Annotated in this window: 18 protein-coding genes; 8 read left to right on the plus strand and 10 right to left on the minus strand. The window is 37.3% G+C overall.

What is annotated here, in order from left to right; translation table 11 throughout:
• Nucleotides 1-2: 2 nt before the first annotated feature.
• The 3 genes from IPH66_14430 to IPH66_14440 form a co-directional block, all read right to left on the minus strand.
• Nucleotides 3-1,946 (minus strand): thioredoxin family protein, encoded by a 1,944-nt coding sequence (locus IPH66_14430; GenBank protein ID MBK7130538.1) that lies wholly within the window; start codon nucleotides 1,944-1,946, stop codon nucleotides 3-5.
• A gap of 661 nt (nucleotides 1,947-2,607) precedes the next feature.
• Nucleotides 2,608-2,886 carry a hypothetical protein gene (locus IPH66_14435; protein MBK7130539.1) on the minus strand — a complete coding sequence of 93 codons (279 nt, stop codon included), beginning with the start codon at nucleotides 2,884-2,886 and terminating at the stop codon, nucleotides 2,608-2,610.
• Between the two features lie 170 nt (nucleotides 2,887-3,056).
• Nucleotides 3,057-3,431 carry a hypothetical protein gene (locus IPH66_14440; protein MBK7130540.1) on the minus strand — a complete coding sequence of 125 codons (375 nt, stop codon included), beginning with the start codon at nucleotides 3,429-3,431 and terminating at the stop codon, nucleotides 3,057-3,059.
• A 159-nt stretch (nucleotides 3,432-3,590) separates the two neighbouring features.
• On the opposite strand from IPH66_14440, the gene IPH66_14445 reads away from it, so the two are divergent.
• The 5 genes from IPH66_14445 to IPH66_14465 all read left to right on the plus strand — a co-directional run bounded on the left by IPH66_14445 (nucleotide 3,591) and on the right by IPH66_14465 (nucleotide 10,224).
• Nucleotides 3,591-4,184, plus strand: a complete 594-nt coding sequence (locus IPH66_14445; GenBank protein MBK7130541.1) for a ribonuclease HII — start codon at nucleotides 3,591-3,593, stop codon at nucleotides 4,182-4,184.
• Between the two features lie 157 nt (nucleotides 4,185-4,341).
• Nucleotides 4,342-4,953 (plus strand): hypothetical protein, encoded by a 612-nt coding sequence (locus tag IPH66_14450; protein MBK7130542.1) that lies wholly within the window; start codon nucleotides 4,342-4,344, stop codon nucleotides 4,951-4,953.
• Nucleotides 4,938-6,668 (plus strand): hypothetical protein, encoded by a 1,731-nt coding sequence (locus tag IPH66_14455; GenBank protein MBK7130543.1) that lies wholly within the window; start codon nucleotides 4,938-4,940, stop codon nucleotides 6,666-6,668. Before IPH66_14450 ends, IPH66_14455 begins: the two co-directional genes overlap by 16 nt.
• A complete protein-coding gene (locus IPH66_14460) occupies nucleotides 6,652-9,237 on the plus strand; it encodes an OmpA family protein (GenBank protein ID MBK7130544.1) in 2,586 nt (861 codons plus the stop codon). Before IPH66_14455 ends, IPH66_14460 begins: the two co-directional genes overlap by 17 nt.
• A 219-nt stretch (nucleotides 9,238-9,456) precedes the next feature.
• Nucleotides 9,457-10,224: a hypothetical protein gene (locus tag IPH66_14465; protein MBK7130545.1), complete on the plus strand. Its 768-nt coding sequence runs from the start codon at nucleotides 9,457-9,459 to the stop codon at nucleotides 10,222-10,224.
• Nucleotides 10,225-10,240: 16 nt separating this feature from the next.
• On the opposite strand, the gene IPH66_14470 is transcribed toward IPH66_14465, so the two are convergent.
• Nucleotides 10,241-10,687: a DUF4783 domain-containing protein gene (locus IPH66_14470; GenBank protein ID MBK7130546.1), complete on the minus strand. Its 447-nt coding sequence runs from the start codon at nucleotides 10,685-10,687 to the stop codon at nucleotides 10,241-10,243.
• Between the two features lie 78 nt (nucleotides 10,688-10,765).
• On the opposite strand from IPH66_14470, the gene rlmH reads away from it, so the two are divergent.
• Nucleotides 10,766-11,239 carry a 23S rRNA (pseudouridine(1915)-N(3))-methyltransferase RlmH gene (gene rlmH / locus IPH66_14475; GenBank protein MBK7130547.1) on the plus strand — a complete coding sequence of 158 codons (474 nt, stop codon included), beginning with the start codon at nucleotides 10,766-10,768 and terminating at the stop codon, nucleotides 11,237-11,239.
• A 50-nt stretch (nucleotides 11,240-11,289) separates the two neighbouring features.
• Nucleotides 11,290-12,612 carry a hypothetical protein gene (locus IPH66_14480; GenBank protein MBK7130548.1) on the plus strand — a complete coding sequence of 441 codons (1,323 nt, stop codon included), beginning with the start codon at nucleotides 11,290-11,292 and terminating at the stop codon, nucleotides 12,610-12,612.
• Between the two features lie 30 nt (nucleotides 12,613-12,642).
• On the opposite strand, the gene IPH66_14485 is transcribed toward IPH66_14480, so the two are convergent.
• Together IPH66_14485 and IPH66_14490 are read right to left on the minus strand one after the other, a co-directional pair.
• Nucleotides 12,643-13,773 carry a glycosyltransferase family 4 protein gene (locus IPH66_14485; protein ID MBK7130549.1) on the minus strand — a complete coding sequence of 377 codons (1,131 nt, stop codon included), beginning with the start codon at nucleotides 13,771-13,773 and terminating at the stop codon, nucleotides 12,643-12,645.
• Entirely contained in the window at nucleotides 13,770-14,561 is a 792-nt protein-coding gene (locus tag IPH66_14490) for a glycosyltransferase (GenBank protein ID MBK7130550.1), read from the minus strand. Before IPH66_14490 ends, IPH66_14485 begins: the two co-directional genes overlap by 4 nt.
• A gap of 71 nt (nucleotides 14,562-14,632) precedes the next feature.
• Between IPH66_14490 and IPH66_14495 the strand changes: the two genes are divergently transcribed.
• Complete coding sequence (locus IPH66_14495; protein ID MBK7130551.1) at nucleotides 14,633-15,385, plus strand: FkbM family methyltransferase; 753 nt, start codon at nucleotides 14,633-14,635, stop codon at nucleotides 15,383-15,385.
• Here IPH66_14495 and IPH66_14500 read toward each other — a convergent pair.
• From IPH66_14500 to IPH66_14515, 4 genes are read right to left on the minus strand one after another with little or no spacing between them, the layout of a single operon-like run.
• On the minus strand, nucleotides 15,375-16,499 hold the full coding sequence (locus IPH66_14500; GenBank protein ID MBK7130552.1) for a glycosyltransferase: 1,125 nt from the start codon (nucleotides 16,497-16,499) through the stop codon (nucleotides 15,375-15,377). The genes IPH66_14495 and IPH66_14500 overlap by 11 nt on opposite strands.
• Nucleotides 16,475-17,380 carry an SDR family oxidoreductase gene (locus tag IPH66_14505; GenBank protein MBK7130553.1) on the minus strand — a complete coding sequence of 302 codons (906 nt, stop codon included), beginning with the start codon at nucleotides 17,378-17,380 and terminating at the stop codon, nucleotides 16,475-16,477. Before IPH66_14505 ends, IPH66_14500 begins: the two co-directional genes overlap by 25 nt.
• A complete protein-coding gene (locus IPH66_14510) occupies nucleotides 17,377-18,189 on the minus strand; it encodes a methyltransferase domain-containing protein (GenBank protein MBK7130554.1) in 813 nt (270 codons plus the stop codon). The genes IPH66_14505 and IPH66_14510 overlap by 4 nt, the downstream gene beginning before the upstream one ends.
• On the minus strand, nucleotides 18,186-18,731 hold the full coding sequence (locus IPH66_14515) for an acyltransferase (protein MBK7130555.1): 546 nt from the start codon (nucleotides 18,729-18,731) through the stop codon (nucleotides 18,186-18,188). Before IPH66_14515 ends, IPH66_14510 begins: the two co-directional genes overlap by 4 nt.
• Nucleotides 18,732-18,737 lie beyond the last annotated feature (6 nt).

Raw genomic sequence — 18,737 nt, forward strand, 5'->3', positions numbered from 1 at the left:
AATTATTGTGCAATTTCAAAATCAGGTTTTTGTTCTTCTGATTCTTTCGCACTTTCAAATTTTTTCAGGGCATCTTCTAACCAGGCTTTGAAAGATTCAGGATTTCCATGCGATTGATAATTTGCCTTTTCTGTAATTGCATTTTCATTGTGATCAAGAACAATGTACATGGGTTGAGTCACTTCTTTATAACGGCTGATTTGCATTTCCATCCATTTATCGCCTACTGTTTTCATGGTCTTTCCATTTGACATAGGTTTTCCTGCTTCATCAGCCGGTAATTCTGTTCTTTCATCAACATACAGAGATGCAACAATAAATTTATCTGACATCAACGGGCTAACAGTTTCATCAGCCCAAACATTTTCTTCCATGCGTCTGCAATTCACGCATGCCCAACCGGTGAAATCAAGTAACAAAGGTTTTCCGGTTTCACGCGCGTATTCCAATGCTTCTTGATAATCACGAATAGTGTTGATCCCGTGTCCATGCGGATGAGTTGACACAGGCCATCCGGCATCCACTTCAGGCGCTGAGCCGTGAATGCCATAAGGTGATTCAGCATAGGTCAGTGGTGGAGGAAAACCGGAAATTAATTTCAGTGGAGCTCCAAAAATTCCCGGAATCAAATAAATTACAAATGCAATAACCAATGTAGCCAACATACCTCTGCCAACAGAAAGTTTTTTCACTTCATCATCATGCGGAAATTGAATTTTACCAAATAAATAAATAGCCAACACCAGAAAAATTCCAATCCACAAGGCAAGGAAAACTTCACGTTCAAGCAAGTGCCATTGTTTTACCAAATCTGCATTTGACAGGAACTTTAAGGCAAATGCCAACTCCAAAAATCCCAAGGTTACTTTTACAGTATTCAACCATCCACCTGATTGAGGTAATGAATTTAAATATCCCGGGAATGCAGCAAAAAATCCAAACGGTAAAGCAAGTGCAAGACCAAAACCTAACATAGCAATGATTGGACCTGAGAGACCGCCTTCAGCTGATTGAACCAAAACGGTACCTACAATTGGACCGGTGCATGAAAAAGATACTAAAGCCAGAGTGAATGCCATAAAGAAAACTCCAAGCAATCCACCTTTGTCTGCTTGTCTATCTGCTTTGTTTACCCATGATGATGGAAGGCGAATTTCAAAAGCGCCAAAAAATGCAATTGCAAAAACAATAAACAAAACAAAAAATCCAATGTTCAACCACGGATGTGTAGCCAAATCATTCATGGCTGTTGCACCAAATATTGAAGAAACTAATACTCCCAATATTACATAAATAACTACGATAGAAACTGAGTAGATAATGGCTTTTCTAATTCCTTCAGATTTTGTTTTAGATTGTTTGGTGAAAAAAGTAACGGTCATTGGAATCATTGGAAAAACGCAAGGGGTGAGCAATGCTATTAATCCGCTCATGAAGGCAACTATAAAAATCCACCAAAGTGAACTTGATTCTTCACGTTGACCACTGTCTAATGATTGAGAAAGATCAAAAAATAAATTGACGGTTTCAGTTGATTGAAAATCATTTTCACATCCCATCAAAAAAATGTCAAGACTTGCTTCAGCAATTGGAAAATTGGTGGTGTCTTTGGTGATGATGGTTTGCGTAATAATCAAATGCTCTTTATATCCTTTCACATCACCAACCATAACCTCATGTGCCGCATTTACTTCATAAGGTTTTGTTGATTCAATTTGTTCATGTTCTTTGAGTGTAAAAACAGATTTGCGACCAACAGTATTGTCAAAGGCATACATGGTGAAAAGAGAGTCAATGGTGATATCTACAGTTACCACAAATTCACGATCACTTTTGCGTTGCGCTTTAAATGCTTTTACTGATACCGGTTTGAATTCATCTACGTAATGAAATCCTTCACACGTGCCGGCAAGGCCAGACATCCAGGCAGCGCCGGTTGAATTCATGGCGGTGGTGTCAGCTTGATTTGTTTCACACGGCAAGACTGAAGGGTCAACGCCTTTAATCGTCAATTCTGTTTGTCTGTCATCCGGAGGAAAGCAAGCTGTTTTACAAGCCATGAATGAATATTTCAATTCCAGCTTAAAATCTTTTTGTGAAATGATTTTTATTTTTTGTTTGAATACTGCTTTTTTACCGGGAAAATATTTTTCAGGTATACCATCGGTTACGTGTTCTTCAGCGCCAACCTCAGTGGTTTTACCAATCAGTTGGTAGTGTGGTGAAGGAACAAACTCAAAAGTTGTTGGAAAGGAAATTGCCTCTGCAGGTTGTTTTTGAGCGTAGACATGCCAACCATCTTTTTGGTCTACCGTAATTGTGACCGTTGCAATATCACATTCATACGTGACATCAAAATTCCATTTGATCACCTCATCAACAGAGGCGGGCATATCATCCTGAGCTGAAAGCAAGGCTGGAAAAGCTATTGCAAAAAATAAGAAGAATTTTTTTAACATAAGATTGAGTTTTTGCCTTGGTTTGGCTTGTCAAAGTTATGTCAAATGAAATGAAAGAAAATATCAGATACTAAAATATTCTTGTATTTCTAAAATAAAAAAGGGCGACCAAAAAAATAGTCGCCCTGAACAAAAATCAGAATTGGGTTTAAATTGACCTCACATCTTTAATATTCGCAATAGGAATCCACACTCCGCCTTTGAGGCAGATAAATTTTGTGCCTGTTGCCCAAATAGTGGTTTGCACCGTTTTCAAACCGGTGTCCGTAAAAAAATCTATATTGAATTTCACTTTAGCTGTATTGCCCAGCCGTGTGGCGTCTTCAAGTTTTTTCAAAAGATTAGGTGCTTGTTCAAAAAGAACTGAATTCTTGAAACTGAAGCCGGGAATAGCTTCCTTTTCAACCAAGGTTGTTGTAGTAGTCACTTGCATATGGATTTAGGTTTTTGGTTTGAATGCGTTAACTCATTTGGGGTAGTTCGGCATTCTCAACAAACCAATTTATAATTCTTTTTTGAGAAAAACAAGAGAACATAGTAAAAATAAAAAACCTCGGAACAAAAGTCCGAGGTTCAATATCGTTTAAATGGTGAAATTTAAAGCAGAATATAAGTTGCCATGAAATCATCCAATGGATGGTCAGTACCTGCAGCAGAAATAGTTTGAATTTCTAAACTTACGAAGAAGCGAGTAATTACGCGTCTTGACATTTCGCTGTTTTCAACTAATTTAATTACGGCATTTACACCGCCATCAGCAGAAGCAGTAGCTACAATGGTAAAATAACTTGTGTAGTAAACAGCGGCTTTATCAATTTGATCAACTGTAAAGGCTGATGTAAAACTGAAGTGGAACTCACTAGCGGTGGTTTTGTCATACCCTGCATTTGCATCAGTGAATGTTACAGGTGCCTGGCTGAATGCAGCTGAGGTCATGATTACTGCAGCGATAAGTCCTAATATCTTTTTCATAACTTTGATTTATAAATTGATTCTTGGTTTAGTTTTTTATACCTGTCAGACGCAACTAATGTGCCAAAGGTTGTACCAAGGTAGAAAATTTTTTCAAAATGAAGACTAACCTGGTTTTTGCCGGTTAAACTTATACAAAAAAGAAGGATGGCGTTAAAAATGTTTTACACTGCCGGAAAAATTGAAGCAGGATGTGATGAAGCCGGCAGAGGTTGTCTTGCAGGGCCTGTGATTGCAGCTGCTGTTATTCTGCCGTCAGATTTTAAATGGCCATCTTTGAATGATTCAAAAAAAATGACTGAGCGTGAACGTGAGCAAGCCGAACCCTATATCAAAGAAAATGCAATAGCATGGGCAATTGGTTTTGTTGATCAGGTGCAAATTGATCAAATTAATATTTTGAATGCTTCCATTCTTGCAATGCAAAGAGCACTTGATCAGTTGAAAATCATTCCTCAGCAGATATTGGTAGATGGCAATCGTTTCAAGCAATATAAAGATATACCTCATCATTGCATTATTAAGGGAGATGGAAAATACTTCTCTATTGCAGCAGCATCAGTTCTAGCTAAAGTAGAACGCGACCGCGTGATGACAGCTTTGCATGAACAATACCCGATGTATGCCTGGTCAAAAAATAAAGGATACCCCACGCAAGATCATCGCGCGGCAATTAAAAAACATGGCCCATGTGAGCATCATCGGCTTACATTCAACTTACTAGGTGATAACCAGCTTTCACTTGATTTTTGAACCTGATCAAAGTTGTGCTTTGTGCAAAGGCAGTCATTATTTTAGATTGCAGAAAATGATCAACTTTCTTTTTTGTGGTAAAGATTCCACACTGGGCTGTGTATATTCTCCGCTCAGTTAGTTGACTGCGCATGTGACCTGAACTTAAATTTGTACTATGAACCGGAAACCGGGAAAATTTATTCGCATCCTGTTTATTGGCTTGCTGGTGATATCGTTTGGTGCGCTGGCTTTTTTGCTTTGGAAAAAACAGCAAGAGCGCTATGAATTTGCATCGTTTGCAATAGAAAATGAAACCCATGCTGTTTACATTGCTGATGCTGACCGTCTCAATAAATTGACCGCCTCAACAGAAGAACTTGGTTTGCCATATCTTCCTTTAAATCTTGAACAAGCTATTACAACTTTTCTTTCACAAGATCATTTCAAGTTGGCTGATGCTTATGGGCCATCATGTTATCTTTCATATAATTCAGATGATTTTTTATTAGTGTTTAATACCAGCGCTGTATCTGCATCATCAATTACGCATGATTTGAAATCTTCTTTTACAGCACAAGCAGAGTTGACTGATGAAGGAATTTCTGTAAACGAACAAAATTTTTATCTGGAGCAATTTGCACATTTTCTTGTCGTCAGCACACAACCTGTAAATCCAATTTCAGGAAAACAAAAAGTGAATTATGGCAATGCTGATTTTATTGTTTTTTCAGCGGATCAAAAAATGGTGTCCGTCATATTCTTACTGAAGATATGCATCATAAGCTAGAGGAAGATTCAATACCCGGCCCAAGCGGAAACGCATTGCTGCACAAATCCTGGATGAGTTTTGTGCCTGCTGCTTTTTCTGAAATTCAGTATTTTGGAAGTGATGATTTTGCACAGGATGCAATGAGTTTTTTCAATGCGCCCAATGTATCAGAACTCACCCAATGGATGGATCAAGGATTTATATTCGTTAAAAAAGATTCGTTTGAATTAATTATTGGAATTCAAAATGTAGAATTTGATTTGAAAAGATCATTGGAAGAAATGGCAGTCAACGAAATGACAGATTCCAGCAGTCTTACTTATTTTAATATTGGGCCTTACCAAATTTTACCTTATAGAAATGAAAAAAACTGGGCTGGTATAGTGCATCAAGGCGGCGCAGACATGGAATATTTTACTCAGTTGAATGAGTTTAATATTTTGGCAAATTCAATACCTGCCATGCGGTGGTATTTGGGTGAGGTGCAATTGGGAAATCTTTTCATGAAGAATACACTGTTGGCTCAAATGTATCAAAACTCTTTGCCGGCAAGGGTTCATACATTCCAACTAATCAATCAGAAGAATGGAGAATATGCTGCTTCAGCATCTATCTGGCGCAATGCAAATATATGTTTGCAAGTGACATGTCAATCAGGCAATAGTTCAGGCAAAGCAGATGGAGTAGAGATGATCACTTCATTTGATTGTGAAATAATTCCAACCCAACTTCAATTAGTTCACTCACATGATAGTCTGTTTATTCTAGCATCAAACCAAACACAGTTGGTATTATTTAATGTAGCAGGTGAAAAATTGTGGCGCTTAAATCTCAGTACACCTTTAACCGGTGTCCCGCAAATAGTTGATATTGAAAATGACAAACAAGATGAAATAGTTTTGTTTCAGCAAGACCAGTTGGACATTGTTTCAGTCAGCGGAAAATCTATCAGTGGATTGCCAAAAAAATTTGGTGGCACATCAAAAGGAGGCATCGCGGTAAACTATGACAATGCCTATAATTATCGTTTTTTGGTAAGCGTTGACAATCAAATAAAAAGTTTAGATGAAACCGGAACGCCCGTAGTTGGCTGGATGTTTAATACCATGAGTACAAATTTAAAAGGTCAAATTTCATATTATGTGACCCAAGGTAAAGACATGATTTCATTTAAAGATATCAGCAATAATCAATATGTGATTAACCGCAGGGGTGAGTCACGATTAACCAAGCCTGTCAACTTTGCACTGCCTAACGAAGCCGGTTTTGTGATTGGCAACTATGATGAAACTTCGTTCAGAAAATTGGGATATCGCAACAATTACATCATCAATTATTTTCTTTTAGATGGGCATCGTGATTCTGTTAAGTTAGATAAAGAGGTAAATGCATTGAACGCATCGTGGATTTTTAATAATAATCAGGCATTGCTGGTTATTGAAGAATTTGAGCGGGTAGTAGTATTAGATGAGTTTGGATATGAAAAGGAATCTGTATTGAAGCCGGTGGCCGGTCAGTCACTTGCTCGATTGCTGATATACAATGACTTCACATGGGTGTTTGCAGATAATTCACAGAATGCCTTATATTTGCTTGACAGATTTGGCAAAATGATCTTCCCTGTTCCAGTTGACGGCTCGTCAGTTTTTGAATTCAGTGAAGATATTTTGTACACGTTTACAGGCTCAAAAATTAAAATTTATAAAACCAAAAATCATGATGAAAAAAACTAAACTACTCTTCATGCTGGCGTTTCTAATGGTTCTGCACACTGCAATTTCGCAGGACTTTGTTGGATTTCGTCAGAGTAATTATTCAGGTGTTTCCGGTGGTGATTGGAACCCCGCAATGATTGCAGACAACCGCATGGTGGTGGATGTAACACTAGGTGGTGTATCTTTTACCGGATACAATAATCACCTGTACATGAATACCCACCTTATGCCATACTGGTGGTCACAATCATTTGACAGCAATGACCCGGCAGTTGATGCGTGGTTGAATGATACTATTGGTCCCGGTTTCAATATCATTGATGATGATTCAACAGATTATTTCATGAGTCGCAATGAGGGAAATTTATTTCAGTTCCCTAATGCTGATGGCAAACCAAGAACAGCGTATGTTGAGAACAGTGTTGAAATTCTCAATTTCATGGTAACTATTAATCGCACCATGGCTATTAGTGGTGGAGTAAAAAGCAGAACTTTTTTAAATGTGGATCACTTATCAAGTGACCTGCTTACACTTGCTCAAAATAGTTTGGAATATGAAGATTTATGGAATCTTCCTCTTGAAGATAAATTGCTTAACGTTTCATTTAACAGTTGGATTGAATATCATGCAGGCTTTGCCATGGTAGTGTTAGATGATGAAGAACATTTTCTGAAAGCAGGTACTAAACTGAAATTTCTGCAAGGCTTAGGCTCACTATATATTTATACTGATCAAGTGAGTTATGAATTTTTAAATGATGATACTATTGCAACCATTAGCGGTGATTTTGATTATGGTTACTCAGCTAATATTGATCAGCAATGGGATGCTAATTCAAGCCAATATGTGGGTGAACCTACCTTTAATGACATCTATAAATTACATTCTAAATTAGGCTTTGGTATTGACTTGGGTGTTATTTATGAATACCGTCCAAAATGGCAAGATTATAAATATGACATGGATGGTGAAACCAATTTATGGCGCAGAGATAAAAACAAATATTTGTTGCGTGTAGGTTTTGCTGTAAATGATATTGGTGGAATGAAATACGCAAAATCAGAAAACAGCCGAAACTTCAGCGTGAACGCTAACATGCTTGATCTTTTCCAGTTTGATGACAGTGATGGATTAGAGTCTTTCAACCACAATGTGGATACGCTTGTTTCAAACGGTGGTGCCACTCGTATTGATGACCCTGCTTTTTTCTACATGAATTTACCAACTCATATCAATGCAGATATTGATTGGAATATTTGGAGAGATTTTTATTTGAACTTCAACTCTATGATTGGTTTTCAAATGAATAAAGATGCGCATAAAGTGCGTTATCCAACAAGCATCACCTTGACACCGCGTTATGATTTTGCCTGGGCTGGTATTGCAGCGCCGGTTTCTTACAGCGGAATTTACGGTGTGCGTGCAGGCTTAGGTTTGAGAATGGGGCCAATCATTATTGGAACCGGTGATTTGAAATGGGTTTTTGCACCGGGTAAAGATAAAAAAGTACGCGGGGCAGATATTTATTTCGCATTGAAAGTTCCAATTCTTTACGGTCATCCTAAAGATATTGATAATGATAAAGTATCTGATAAATTAGACATCTGTTTGGAAACTCCGGGAGTGTGGCAGTTCATGGGTTGTCCTGATACTGATATGGATGGAATTCAGGATTCTGAAGATGCTTGTCCTGCTGATCCTGGATTGGCAAGATTCCAAGGCTGTCCTGATCGTGACGGAGATGATATCATTGACAAAAATGATAATTGTCCTGACGATAAAGGGCTTGCTGAATTCAGCGGATGTCCTGATCGTGATGGTGACAAAATTATTGATAAAGATGATGAGTGTCCGGATGAAGCAGGTCTTGAAGCATTCAAAGGATGTCCTGACAGAGATGGTGATGGCTTGAAAGATTCAGATGACTTATGTCCTGAAGTGGCTGGTCCAATTGTGAATCAAGGTTGTCCTGATACTGATAATGACGGAATTTTTGACTATTTAGATTCATGTCCACTTGAAGCCGGTCCTTCTGATAACAGAGGTTGTCCTTGGCCTGATACCGATAAAGACGGATTGTTAGATAAAGATGATCAGTGTCCTTACAATGCCGGTCCGGTTCAAAACCACGGTTGTCCATATACTGATACTGATGGTGATGGTGTACTTGATAAAGATGATGAGTGTGTGAACACACCTGGTCCGGTTGAAAACAAAGGTTGTCCAAAAGTAGATCTTGAAATTATTAAACGCGCGTTTGATAATCTTGAGTTTGAAACTGCTAAGGCAATCATTCTTCAATCATCGTATGCTTCATTGGAAGATCTGGCGAAATACTTGGTTGATAATCCAACGTTCCGTATCATCGTTGCCGGTCACACAGATAATCAAGGTGATGATCAGAAAAACTTGATTCTTTCTAAAAAACGTGCTGAGGCTGTGCGTGACTTCCTAGTTTCTCGCGGTGTGGCTGAAGACAGAATCATTGTACAGTTCTTTGGTGAAGAAAAACCAAAAGAATCTAATGATACTCCTGAAGGACGTCAGAAAAACAGACGTGTTGAAATGGAAATCATTTTTGAATAAGTAACGTTATAATGAAATCATCAAAAGGGTTCTTCAATTGAAGGACCCTTTTTTTGTTACTTATTTTTTGATGTTGAATTCTATGAAGGCATGACCGTGAGATGTTCAGATAAAGTAATTTTTACTGAGAATGATTTATCTTTGAAACCTTGGTCTGTTACTTTAAGCATTTAAGAGGTATGCTTGTAACTGGTTTGATCAAAAGAAAAACAAACGTGTATGAAAAAATCTGGTTTGATAATTTGCTGTTCAGCGCTCATGCTGCTTGCGGCTTGTGCTCCCAAGGGAGAAGATGGGAAAATAGTTTCAGTTGAGGTGGATGAAAAATCCATTGATCAATACGTGGCAGAAAAATTAGATACATCACAAACCTATGATATTCTGCCGGGCATGCGCTTTTCACGTGGAGAAAATTATGCCTATACCGCGGTGCGTTTCAGTCAGCAGGACAGCGCCATCTTATACACTGAAAAAATAGAAGAAGCCAGCGGAATCACCTATCGCAATATTTTTTATAAAGAAGGAAAACCAATTTTTGTTGAGGAGTATATTACCATTGCTGATACCATGACTGCCTTATATATTGAACGCAAAGCCTATTTAAATGGCGCCATTGTGCTGAAGGCATACGAGAAAAAATCTGAAATAGAAGAAGAGTTGACTAACATACCGTTTAAAGAAATTACCATGACCATGAATCAGTTTGATTTTGACAGAGCAGAAAAAGCGGTGACACAAACAGAAGAATATGAAATGCGTTTTGGTGAATTTCTAACGATTGATTTGACCATGTCTTATCTGATTCTTGAGAATGAAGAGAGCGGATACAATGTGGCTTTGCTGATCATGCAGCCTGATGAATTGATTGACTATCTATGGGCTGATCAGGCTGGTAATCAGGGAAAAATTATTCGCCCTTATCACCAAATGATGCAACTTGGAGGCATGGAGCAAATGGTGTACATGGGTGGTGATTTGATTGAGTAATCAACCGTGTGATAAATTAATTTGCTTCAATGGTCAACGCAGTGATTTCTTTGCCGGCGTCAATTGATTTGCTGTTGAGTGTCACTCTGAAAATGGCGTCAGTACAGGTTAGCTCGCCAATGAAATATTCACTTTGTCCTGATTTTCCTTTGTGAACAATAATAAACTCACTGGGACTATGTTTGGTGAAAAAGCTTTTTAGAATTTGTTCAGCCTGAGATTTAGAATACAAGTTCTCCGTATCTAAAATTGACAAATCAACATTTTCAGCAAAGTACGATGCAATTTTTTCTGCGTTACCTGCTTTGAAAGCAGTAACTAAAGCTGCTTCATAAGTTGGTTGTTGCACTAGTTCAGTTGCTTTACGTTCATAGCGCACAAATTCTTTTTCCTCTTGTTCAAGTGGTTGCGCAAAAGATAAACCCGCAAAAGCGAGACAAGCTATAGTGATATATTTTTTCATCAATTCGTAACTTTAGCAAATCAGTCTTAAATTAGGCGATAACTATCAAAAATTGAGCCATACTTAAATTTCGGTCTTATGAAGTTCAGATTACTCACAGTTGGAAAAACGAATAAACCTTACTTCACTGAAACTGAGCAAGAATATGGCAAGCGCCTTGCCAAATATATCATTTTTGAGAAAATTGAATTGTCTGATGTGCGCAATGCCAAAAATCTTACCGCTGATCAAATCAAAAAAGAAGAAGGTAAATTGATTCTGTCCAAGCTAGAAAAATCTGGTCTGGTTGTATTATTAGATGAAGGCGGAAAAGAAATGAGCTCACCACAATTTTCAAGTTGGATCAGAGATGAAATGAACCGCGGACATAAGTCAATCACCTTTGTTATTGGCGGCGCTTATGGTTTTTCAGAAGAAGTATATGCGGCGGCAGCCATGAAATTGTCCCTATCTCGCATGACCTTCAATCACCAGATGGTGCGTGGATTTTTTATTGAACAGCTTTATCGCGCCTTCACTATTTTGAGGGGTGAGCCTTATCATCATGGGTAGGGGGATAACTATAGCGGGTATCATTCGTATACCTTTTACCATAAAATAATATGATTTCACTGATTGACTGGATAATGGCTGCAGGCTATCTGGTGGCTTTTTTTGCCATCATTTGGTTTTATGCTTTTTTCAGATACAATCAAAAACAGGCCAAAGAATTTATTTGGTTGTACATGGTTAGAATTATTGGCGGAATTCTTTTTGCAGTTATTTATGTATACTATTTCAAAGGAGTGGGTGATACTATTGCGTATTGGGAAGGTGGATATAGTTTAACAAATGTGTTTTTTGATGATCCAGTTGCCTATTTTGCTTTGTTGAATTCTGATGCAGCGCAAATTGATCCGGAGTACATGCATTACGTTGATAATATTGTGTACTACGATACGGCTGAAGAATGGTTCACTGTGAAAATTGTATCTATCGTTGGATTTTTTTGTTTCAAAAGTTTATTACTCTTCAATCTTTTTTTTGGTCTCATAGGCGCATTTGCTTGCTGGCAGCTCATGCGTTTTGTTAAAGAATTTATTCCTGAAATCAATCGCGCTGCTTTTTATGTTTTAACTTGTGTTCCGGGAATTCTGATCTGGTCATCAGGGCTGTTAAAGGATACAATTACGCTTGCTTCATTTTCAGTTTTTCTTCTCTATTACTGCAAGCTTGTTTTAAATCGGGAGAACAAATTGAAATATTATATCATTCTCATCCTTAGCGGATACATCATGTTCAGAGTGAAACCATATGTACTTATCTGTGAGGTTCCTTCTTTGGCATTGGCAACTTATGTTTTTTACAAAAGCAGAATAAAAGTGCCTTTTTTGAGAAGAATTCTCATGCCTGCCTTGTTGACGAGTTTGATGATGGTGAGTTTGGCTGGGGTGGTACAAATCGCTGAGGCTTCAGAAAAATACCGAATAGAGAATTTGGAGAAGCAGGTAAAAGGATTTCAGAGTTGGCATCAAATGCTTGGTGGCTCATATTATACATTAGGCGGAGGTCATGTTGAGTACACAGCAGCAGGCGTAATCAAAGTTGCACCTGAAGCTCTTTCACACACGTATATCCGCCCTTTTTTATGGGAATCGCGCAGTGTGTCTATGTTGCTTTCAGCAGTTGAAGGAACACTTATTCTGGTACTGCTATTAATTTCACTTCGCTACTATATTATGGATTCTGATCTTAGAAAGTTTTTACACAGTCATCCGGTGGTTACCTTTTTATTTGTGTTCTCCATTATTTTTGGGTTTACCGTTGGATTTACTTCGTACAACTACGGTGCATTGGCAAGGTACAAAGTGCCATCTCAAATTTGTTTCCTCTTTTTACTGTTTTACATTGTCAAAAAAGGACGTGAATTTAAAAAGATTCAATAGTGTTTTGCAGCATTGATCACTTCGTCTTTTTTATGAAATAGATTGATAAAACATAATCGTTTCGTCAACCATGTTATTTAGTGAGTGATGCTTCAAGACATATTCTCTGGCAAGCTTTCCTGTTGAAATTAATTCATCCGGTTTTTTTGAGAGCTGAACAATTTTTTCTGCAAACTCTTGTTCATTGAACGGGCTGATGAGGTATCCGTTTTTTCCATCTTCAATTACTTCAGACGGACCAATAGTATTAAATGCGATGACAGGTTTTGAAAGGCTCATGGCTTCAAATATTACCAGCGGAAGACCTTCTGCATATGAAGGAATCAGTACCAAGTCTGCTGACAATAATAACGGACGAACATCAGGTACCATGCCAATAAATTTCACATACGAATGAAGGTTGTTATCTAAACAATATTTCTGCAGCTCATCTCTTGATGATCCATCTCCAATAATTAGTAATTTGAAATTTGGAATATGCGCTGTCAAATATTGAATCTTCCGCAATACCATCATGTGACCTTTGCGTGGAACCAATCTTCCGGGAATGGCGCAAACAAATTGCTCATCTTGATGATTTGTTACTGCAGGAATGATTGCATAATCAAATCCGTGATGAATTACACCGGGTTCTTTTTGAAAACGAATCCCAGCTTCAATAAAAAAATTCTTCAAACCCTCACTGCAAGCGTAAACATGATCAATGCGTTGGTATGTGAATTTGGCAATGCGGTAATAGCGATTGTGCGGAATTTCTTTTGGCTTAAGACAATACTCGGTATATATATTTTCCTGATATCCATGAAGCGTGGACACCGTGATAATATGTTTTAATCTAAAAAAAGATTTTAGACAAGCTGACCAAAAATCAGCATAAATTAAATGTGAGTGAATGAGTTGAATTTGATTGTCAAGAATTATTTTTTTTATATTTTTTAATAGTTTCAGACTGACATAAGATTTCGTCTCAACTTCATGCACAACAATATGTTGTTTTCTCAGACCCAAAGAAAATTCTGTTGAAATATCTTTAAATTCAGGTTTGTGTACACTTAGAAATTCAATGTTCCAACCTCTAGCTACCAAAGCAGGAATGATGTGCCAGAAGTACTTTTCAGAACCTGCAATACCTTCAATATTTTGTACAAAAAGAATTTTCACTTTTTCAAAACATATTTTGCACGGGCTAATTTTCCGTTTGCTTTTTTTGGTAATATTTTTTTAACTCCGTTGATTAACCAACCTGAAAAAATTCGGAATCTGAAATTAATTTTTTTTGCGAAACCGATGTTAAATATTTTTTTTGCGATTGAAAAAACCTCACGCGTTGCTTTTGTTCTGTTCATATCAGACGCGCCACCGGCCATCACGACACTGATGGTTTTATTCAGGTACTGAAATGAGTGATTTTTTTTATACAAAGACGCCAGCTGTTCGTAATCTGCACAATAACGCCAAGTCAAATCAAAAGGATGATCTTTAAGTAAACTTGTTTTAACAATCACACTCTGATGCACAAACGGCAGTGATTTCCAAAACTTCTCTAAAGGCAAAGCTTTGGCGGTTCGTGTAAAATCATGATAATTGATTTCTGTGTCGCCATATAAAACATCAAATTCAGAAACGGTGGTGTGAATATGGAATAAAATATCATCCTCACAAAAATGGTCACCGGCATTCATGAAAATGCAATATTTTCCCTTAGCCTGTGCAATTCCTTTATTCATGGCATCATAAATCCCTTTATCACGACCAATAATGCGATGAATTGAATTTTGAAATTGAATGCTGTGCAAATAATCCAACGTTCCATCATTAGACAAACCATCCACAATGATGTACTCAATTAACTCACCAAATCCCTTTTGAGCCAACACATTGTTGACCGTGGATTTCAACCAGGGAAGCTGATTGAAGTGAACGGTGATGACAGAGAAAACTGGTTCCATTTCAAGTTGAGATCAAAATTAATAGGATATCTTTACAAGTGAAAATATTTAGTGGGTGAAATATGCCGGGGATGATGAATAAAATTGCTGCAAGATTAAAGATTAAATTCAATCCGAAGGGTTTTTCCAGAATAAAAGCCGGGTATGGGCGTGGCATTCTTTGGTCACATCTTGTCTCAGATACACGTTATTTGACGGGCAATTACGAAAGTGAGCTTGCTGAGTGGCTAGTGTCAAACTTAAAATTGGGAAAATCATTCATTGATATTGGGGCCAACGCGGGTTATTTCAGTTTGATAGCTGAAAAATATGCAATCAGGTCAGATCAGAAAATAATTGCTGTTGAACCACTGCCTTATAATGTGAATTTGATTCAAGATCATTTACTGAAGAATCAATCATCAAAAATTGAAGTTGTAAATTGTGCTGTATCTTCATCTTGTGGTGTGGTTGAATTTTCTGACTCAGGAAATCCATCAGCGAATACCTATGTGAAAGAATCATCGCTTTACATTTCATATCCAAAAATTAAAGTGAATACCATAACACTGGATCATTTAATTGAAAAATATGAGTTAAAAGATTTTGTTGTGAAAATTGATGTAGAAGGCGCAGAGTTGGACGCTTTAATAGGTTTTGCTGAATCTTTGAATAAATACAAACCCGAACTAATTCTGGCGACGCATGATTGTCATGTTCCCGGTGTTGAAAAGGCTTGTCTTAATTTGCTTGCATCACATGGATATACAGCGGTACCACTGCATGAAATGAAAGAAGTGACTGGCCAAAAAGATTACCGTTGTTATGTGCCCTTTACTCCTTAAATATTTTTAATAAACTTTGAGCTGATTCTACGGCGCGGTTGTGAAATGATTCATAAAAAATTCTGCTTGCATCACCGGTTTCTGCTAATCGGCCAAGCAATTCAGCGAGTTCAGCACTGACATTGGGCTTAAAAAAAAGTCCCATATTCTCAAGTTGTTCTTGATGAATTTCAATATCAGATGCAATTACTTGTTTATTCAAAGATTTAGCATCTTCAATCACCGTACTCCAACCTTCAAACAAACTTGGTTGTACAATTGCTAAGCTTTCTTTCATGAGGCAGAGTTGATCTTCTCTTGGTATAAAACCGATAAAATGAACCCGATTCTGAAGCTTGAATTCTACGGCTAACTTTTTAACTTCACTGAAGTACGGTTCATCTTGTTTTCCTGAAAAGACGGTATCAAAAGACAGCCTGTTTTTTTGATTCAACAGATGAAGGGCTTCAATCACAATGAGGTGATTTTTATGTTTCCAGAATTGATTAGCCACCATGAAAAATGGTTTATTTATCTGGTATTTATTTTTGGTGGATTCTGCATCAGGCAATGAATTGCTTACGGAAGATACAAACTTGAATATGTAAATTTCTGCCTTGGACTCAGGATAGAACTTCATATAATGTTTCAACGCAGTTTGGCTTGAAAAGACAATGTGATGAACACGTTCACTGAAAGTGGCAAGGTAATGATCGCGATGGTTGATTTCTTTCTGTGTAAAAAACTGCGGTAAAAATTTGTGCTGAAAATCCGGAAACCATGCAATGGGAATAACCGGTCCGCGCACTTTAGCATTGTAATTATATGGATAAATATAATCCAGGCGATATTTTTTAGCTAAAGAAGAGGTGATAAAGTCTATTTTAAATATCTTCCTGATTATTTTATGGAAAGTTGAAATTAGCGGTGTTTGGTTATAAGCAATCACTTCAACATCCGGCAGATTTAATTTGAGTATGTTTAGTTTGGCTGAATCATTTCCATAAAAAACATAAACCTTTGGACGATCTGTATGAGTTAATAATTGTAAAGTTTGAAGAACGTGAATTGGATAATACAAACCACCTGCCCAGCGCTCATCACCCAAAACTAATATTCCAATTCTTTTAACCATGATGTATATCTTTTGATGCCTTCGTCCAGACTTATTTTTGGTGCAAATCCGAGATCATTCATTTTGCTGAGGTCGGCTTTCCAATTGGTTGGATCACCTGCTTTTGTCGCACCATTAAAAAACAACTCTCCTTTAAAATTCAGTTCGTTTAGTAATGTTTCTGCTACAGCCTTTATTTTAGTTTCTGTTCCTGAAGCAATATTATAAATTTCAAACTTTGTTTGGTTGGATTCGGCAATTATACTCAATGCGAGCATAACATCATCAATATGCACAAAATCCCGTGTTTCATTACCACTCCCAAATAGCGTTATTTTATTTTTGTTCTCTTTGAATTTTTGATAAATATCCCAAAGCAATTGTTTTTTTAAGCCTTCACCATAGGCTGAAAAGATCCTTACCACGCAAATTTTCAGATTATATAGTTCAGCATACTCTTTACAAACTTGTTCAGCAAGTAATTTGTGTTTTCCATACGGCGATAGCGGATTTGTTTGCGAATTTTCTGCTATCGGAAGACTTTGCGGGTTTCCATACACGGCTGCACTTGAAAGGTATATAAATTTTGCTTTTGAGTTAGCCTGCTGCATGGCTTTAAGCAGTTGGAAACATGATGTTGTATTTCTCAAATAATCATCGTCAGGATGTTGAAATGAATAGGCAACGCTTCCTGTACCGGCACAATGAATTATTAAATCAAAATCTGTTGCAGCGAATATTTTTTTGTAATCGGGCTGATTGATATTAATACTGAAATAATTTTGTTGATCTTGCTGACTACCGGTATCACACGAATAAACGGCATAATTGGAATCAGTAAAATATCTCTTTGCATGCGAACCAATAAAGCCATTTGAACCGGTGATCAATATTTTTTTCATGGTTTATACGCTAAGTAGGTATATAATCTTCCGGGTTTGTTTTTCTCTTTTTTTGCCAAATAGTTCAAAGCAATTTTTTGAATGAATTTGAACGTACCAAGTATACCCAGTTTTTTTCTGAAAATATTTTCGTCAAGTGGCATATAGTTGATGGGGGTTTCAAAATGCTTGAGAATTTTTATTCTATCAAGACCTGCTAAACGTATGGCATGAAGATACTGTTCATTTGTGTATGCATGCTCTCCTCCGTAAAATTTTTGTAATGGATGATTTTGTAAGAACGTATCTAAATCTTTTTCGTCTGACAGAACATGTTCACGAATAGCAATGAAGATTCCACCCGGTTTCAGCAATCTGGACGCTTCAGATACAAATTGATTCAGTTCATGCGCATGATGCAATGCTTGTCTGCAAAAAACTATATCTGCTGAAGCTGCTGGTAAGGGTATGTTTTCTGCGTAACTGGTAATTATTTTCAGTTTATCACCACATTGAAAATGTTTGGCTAATTTCTCTATTGCTCCGACACCAATGGTATCGCTGTGGTCTGGCTCAACTGCCACAACCGTATAGCCATGATTGAAAAAAGCAAGACTTGCAATTCCGTTACCGGCACCAATTTCTACAAGTATCTTTTCATTACCTGTTTTTTGATGGTATTGAATAAGCTTGAGTAAAGCCTTAAATTCATGACTTGTCTGATACCTTTCTACATTATCAATGAGATTTGCGCCCAAATAAGCATCTCGTACCAAGCTGTTGAATTCTGGTACTTGTCGTATATGCAAAATGGTTTCTTCCCAAGTCATGTGTTGAGTTGCTTTATGGCGCGTGCCGGGTTACCGGCCACCATTGTAAATTCAGGTACGTCATCCGTTACCACACTGCCGGCAGCAATTATAGCTCCTCTACCAATTTTAATTCCTTTAAGAATAATCACATTAAAGCTTATCCATGCGTAATCTTCAATAATAATTGGTGCAGTCAAGATAGAACCTTGATTTTTTGGATGACCATTTTGAAGAAGATCCTGAAAACCTTGAGCTCGTTCAAGATGATCAATTTCATGAGAGTTGGTATCAATGATATTTACGTTGTGTGATATTAAAACATGATTACCGATTTGAATTTTATTGCCTGACCAAATTCTTGATCCTTCACCTACAAAAACAAAATCGCCCATGTGAATAGAACCTCCGTAGGCAAAAATTTGAAGTTCACCACGAATATGGCAGTTTTTGCCTAGCGAGATATTTTCTTTGTTATTTTGAAAATTATTGATTTTAGCAGAAGAGTAAAAATAGGATTGCTCATGACACACCCGTGATCGCAGTCGTCTATTGGCAAACATGTCTGC

This window comes from Crocinitomicaceae bacterium (assembly GCA_016708105.1).
Lineage (GTDB): Bacteria > Bacteroidota > Bacteroidia > Flavobacteriales_D > Crocinitomicaceae > JADJGJ01.